This window comes from Acinetobacter sp. SwsAc5 (assembly GCF_013391485.1).
Taxonomy (GTDB): Bacteria; Pseudomonadota; Gammaproteobacteria; order Pseudomonadales; family Moraxellaceae; genus Acinetobacter; species Acinetobacter towneri.
On the sequence record NZ_JACAXD010000058.1, the window covers coordinates 1 to 3,271 of the forward strand.

Sequence of the window (3,271 nt, forward strand, 5' to 3'; positions counted from 1 at the left end):
GTAGACATTTCTGTGTTCCAAGGTGAACGTAAAATGGCACAGCAAAACAAATTGTTAGGTAACTTCCAATTGGGCGACATTCCACCTGCTCCACGTGGTGTGCCACAAATTGAAGTATCGTTCGACATCAACGCTGACGGTATCTTAAAAGTATCGGCTAAAGATAAGAGCACTGGTAAAGAGCAATCAATCCAGATTAAAGCAAACTCAGGTTTGTCTGATGCTGAAATCGAAGCAATGATCAAAGATGCTGAAGCGAATGCTGAAGAAGACCGCAAGTTCGAAGAACTTGCGAAAGCACGTAACGAAGCGGATGCATTGGTATCTTCTGCTCAAAAAGCAGTAAAAGATCTAGGCGAGCAAGTAACAAGCGATGAAAAAACTGCTGTTGAAACTGCAGTCGCTGAGCTTGAAACTTCGACTAAAGAAAATGATGTAGAAGACATCAAAGCGAAAACTGAAGCGCTTCAAAACATCATCATGCCGATCACGCAACGTGCTTATGAAGCTGCGCAAGGCCAAGGCGGTGCTGAAGGTTTCGACCCGAATGCATTTGGTGGTGACGCTGGTCAACAACAAAAAGCTGACGATGGCGTTGTAGATGCTGAGTTCACTGAAGTAAAAGATGACAAAAAATAATTTGTCTCTTTAATAAAAACCGCGCGAAAGCGCGGTTTTTTATTACCTAAATATTGTTGTTTCACGTTCCACTTTTACATTAGGCTGATAAAAAATTTAGATCTCAGCCTTCAATGAAAAATTTACAATTGGGCCTCATCGCCCTCATTACAACCTTCGGTTCCGCATGTACCACAATAAGCCCCTCCGTAGAAACAGCTAAAAACCAACAGCAACAAAGTGTGCAGCAGCAGATCCATCAGGCCTTCAATCAACTCCAAACCACGGGGGTGATTGTCATAAAGGATAAGCATGGCTTACACAGCTACGGCAATGACTTGAGCCGTGCTCAGACACCCTATGTACCTGCCTCTACCTTTAAAATGCTGAATGCCTTAATCGGACTAGAACATGGTAAAGCAACCAACACCGAGGTGTTTAAATGGGATGGTCAAAAGCGCAGCTTCCCTGCTTGGGAAAAAGACATGACTTTAGGGCAAGCCATGCAAGCATCTGCCGTTCCCGTTTATCAGGAGCTAGCACGGCGCATTGGCCTAGATCTAATGAAAAAAGAAGTACAGCGCATTGGATATGGCAATCAACAGATTGGCACCGTTGTCGATAACTTTTGGTTAGTCGGTCCACTGCAAATTACGCCTGTTCAAGAAGTCCTTTTTGTAGAGAAGCTGGCCAATACACAACTCGCTTTTAAACCCGATGTGCAACATACCGTACAAGACATGCTGCTGATTGAACAAAAACCAAATTATAAACTCTATGCAAAATCAGGCTGGGGTATGGACCTAGAACCGCAAGTGGGCTGGTGGACAGGCTGGGTCGAAACAGCAACAGGTGAAAAAGTGTATTTTGCTTTGAATATGCATATGAAAACAGGGATTTCCGCCAGCGTGCGTGAGCAACTGGTCAAACAAAGTCTGACAGCACTGGGGATAATTTAAGCCCACAGAGAAAACGCATTTTTTATGTTGCAAAGGTATTTTTTACGCTAAAGTAGCTAAAAATAAAGATATATGAATGAAATATGCGTCAAAGTCTTTTGTTTGCTTTGCTGGGCTTTTTAGGGTTGATTCTGTATCAAAATATGCAACAGCCCCAGCTGCGTCTCAATCCACTGCTGGATCGGCTCACCCATCCTTTCGATCAGCGTATTCGCTATCGTATTGCGGAAGTCGATCCACGTTTTAGTCTTAGTGAACATGAGTTAAAGTACATTAGCCAGCAAGCCACGGATATTTGGAAACAAGGTTTGGGCCAAGACTACTTTGTCTATGACCCCAATGCTCGGCTCAGTATTCGACTCATTTATGACCAGCGTCAAGATGAGTCGGTACAACGCCGCGATCAACTGTCTAAACTGACACAAAATGAACACGGGCTGAGTCAAAAAAATACTGAACTCAAAGCCATGCAACAAAATTTGGCACGTCACTCAGGGGCCTTAGATGTGCAAAAACAGAGTCTACAAGACCTTAGCCAAAACTATAATGCCATGATCCGCCAGTATAACCAGCACGGCGGAATCCCTGCTTCGCAGCAAGCGGCCGTACAACAGAGTTTGGTGCAGCTGCGTCAACAGCAACACGCTTTAGACCAACAAATTGCCAGCTTTAACCTGCAAGTGAATGCCTACAATCAAAAGGTAGATGAACTGAACCGCTTAGATCAAGGCCATAATCTGGCTATTGACCAATTCAACCAACGCTTCCAACCCCGTCTATTTGATAAAGGACTGTTCAATGGGCGTGAAATTCATATTTATGAGTTTGAGTCCAAAGAAGACTTACGTCTGACTTTAGCGCATGAATTTGGCCATGCCCTCGGCATGAAACATCATAATGATCCGAAAGCCCTGATGTACCCAATGCTAGAAGAGCAAGATATGCAGCATTTCCGTTTACAAAGTGCCGATATTGCATTGTTTAATGCCCGTTGAAATGATGAATTGCTAAAAAAATCCCCTAATTTTAATATGTGTATGAAATACAATCACAGCACATCTTGACTCGGGTTCGTGTTATTGTAAATAATTGAATATCCACTAGAAGCTTTGGAGACGAATGTGAGTTACTACCATATCTTAATCGAAGTAAATGACCACATCAGTACGATTGAAGAAACTCGTGATATCGAAATCTTTGATATTGTTGAGATTCAACCTTATCTCCATTCTATTCTATTGCCCTATTTTAACGAGCAGCTGTTAGAACTTGAAGATGAAAATTTAGAGTTTAAGGATGTTTTACATCTGGAAGTGAAACAGACGCTTTTACCGATCAATGACTTGATCGAAGAAGAACAGAAACTGTTACCGAGTGACACCGATGTCACCATTACTGCCTATGAAGTTTTTAATAACCGTGACTTAAGCCAAGATGTCACCACGATTATTTTTGACTTACTCGATGCAATTAAACTCGATTGAAAGTGAATGATTGCACATAAAAAAGCCCTCATCATGAGGGCTTTTTTAATCAGATCAGGCTTAGATCGAGAAAGATGAACCACAACCACAGGTCGTTGTTGCATTTGGGTTTTGCACGATGAAACGTGAACCTTCTAAACCTTCAATATAATCCACCACTGAACCGACCAAATATTGATAACTCAATGAGTCAACCAACATTTTCACATC

The 3,271-nt window shown here is 42.3% G+C and carries 5 protein-coding genes; 4 read left to right on the forward strand and 1 reads right to left on the reverse strand.

The genetic code is table 11. The features are described from left to right. From HYG89_RS15715 to HYG89_RS15730, 4 genes are all read left to right on the forward strand, one after another. The coding region (locus tag HYG89_RS15715) for an Hsp70 family protein (RefSeq protein ID WP_178868343.1) at nucleotides 1-639 on the forward strand (639 nt) is incomplete at its 5' end. Nucleotides 640-752: 113 nt separating this feature from the next. Next, nucleotides 753-1,577, forward strand: a complete 825-nt coding sequence (gene blaOXA, locus HYG89_RS15720; RefSeq protein ID WP_131230938.1) for an OXA-211 family carbapenem-hydrolyzing class D beta-lactamase — start codon at nucleotides 753-755, stop codon at nucleotides 1,575-1,577. Between the two features lie 83 nt (nucleotides 1,578-1,660). Further along, entirely contained in the window at nucleotides 1,661-2,572 is a 912-nt protein-coding gene (locus HYG89_RS15725; protein ID WP_131230940.1) for a matrixin family metalloprotease, read from the forward strand. 114 nt (nucleotides 2,573-2,686) lie between these two features. After that, nucleotides 2,687-3,061, forward strand: a complete 375-nt coding sequence (locus HYG89_RS15730) for a hypothetical protein (protein ID WP_005401765.1) — start codon at nucleotides 2,687-2,689, stop codon at nucleotides 3,059-3,061. A 60-nt stretch (nucleotides 3,062-3,121) separates the two neighbouring features. Here the strand turns inward: HYG89_RS15730 and HYG89_RS15735 are convergent. Next, a partial coding sequence (locus tag HYG89_RS15735) for an iron-sulfur cluster assembly accessory protein (RefSeq protein ID WP_178868345.1) occupies nucleotides 3,122-3,271 on the reverse strand: 150 nt, incomplete at its 5' end.

Coding starts and splice junctions, on each gene's coding strand:
- HYG89_RS15725 (WP_131230940.1), top strand. CDS start 1,661: ATGCGTCAAAGTCTTTTGTTTGCTTTGCTGGGCTTTTTAGGGTTGATT.
- blaOXA (WP_131230938.1), top strand. CDS start 753: ATGAAAAATTTACAATTGGGCCTCATCGCCCTCATTACAACCTTCGGT.